Here is a 452-nt window from a genome sequence, read left to right as displayed (position 1 = left end):
GTCACCGGTCCGTTCCCCGGATTCCCGGTCTCCTTGCAGGGCAGGGGATCCGAGGACATCACCGAGCTGATCGCCGAGCACCGCGACGATGTGCCGTTCAGTGACCAGCTGCCGACGTTCGACCCTCCGATACACACGGCGCATCGTGCGCTGCTGTCGCGGATGATCACGCCCAAGCGCCTGCAGGAGAACGAGGACTTCATGTGGCGGCTGGCCGACCGGCAGTTCGACGAGGCGCTGGCCGGTGACCGGTGCGAGTTCATCGCCGACTTCGCCTCGCCGTTCGCGATGCTCGTCATCGCCGATCTGCTCGGTGTTCCGGAGTCCGACCACGACGAGTTCCGGGACGCCCTGCTGTCCGAGGCCGGGACCATCGGCAGCAGCGATGGTGAGCAGATGCACCATTCGCCGCTGGAGTACCTCTACGGCAAGTTCAGCCGCTACATCGAGGA

The 452-nt window shown here is 65.7% G+C and carries 1 pseudogene; it reads left to right on the top strand.

The features are described from left to right. Nucleotides 1-452 (top strand): annotated as a pseudogene (locus H7I41_RS20400) (cytochrome P450); the annotation flags it as partial.

Origin of the sequence: [Mycobacterium] manitobense, assembly GCF_025821665.1 — a bacterium.
Taxonomy (GTDB): domain Bacteria; phylum Actinomycetota; class Actinomycetes; order Mycobacteriales; family Mycobacteriaceae; genus Mycobacterium; species Mycobacterium arseniciresistens.
This window is presented reverse-complemented; position numbering and strand designations above follow the sequence as displayed.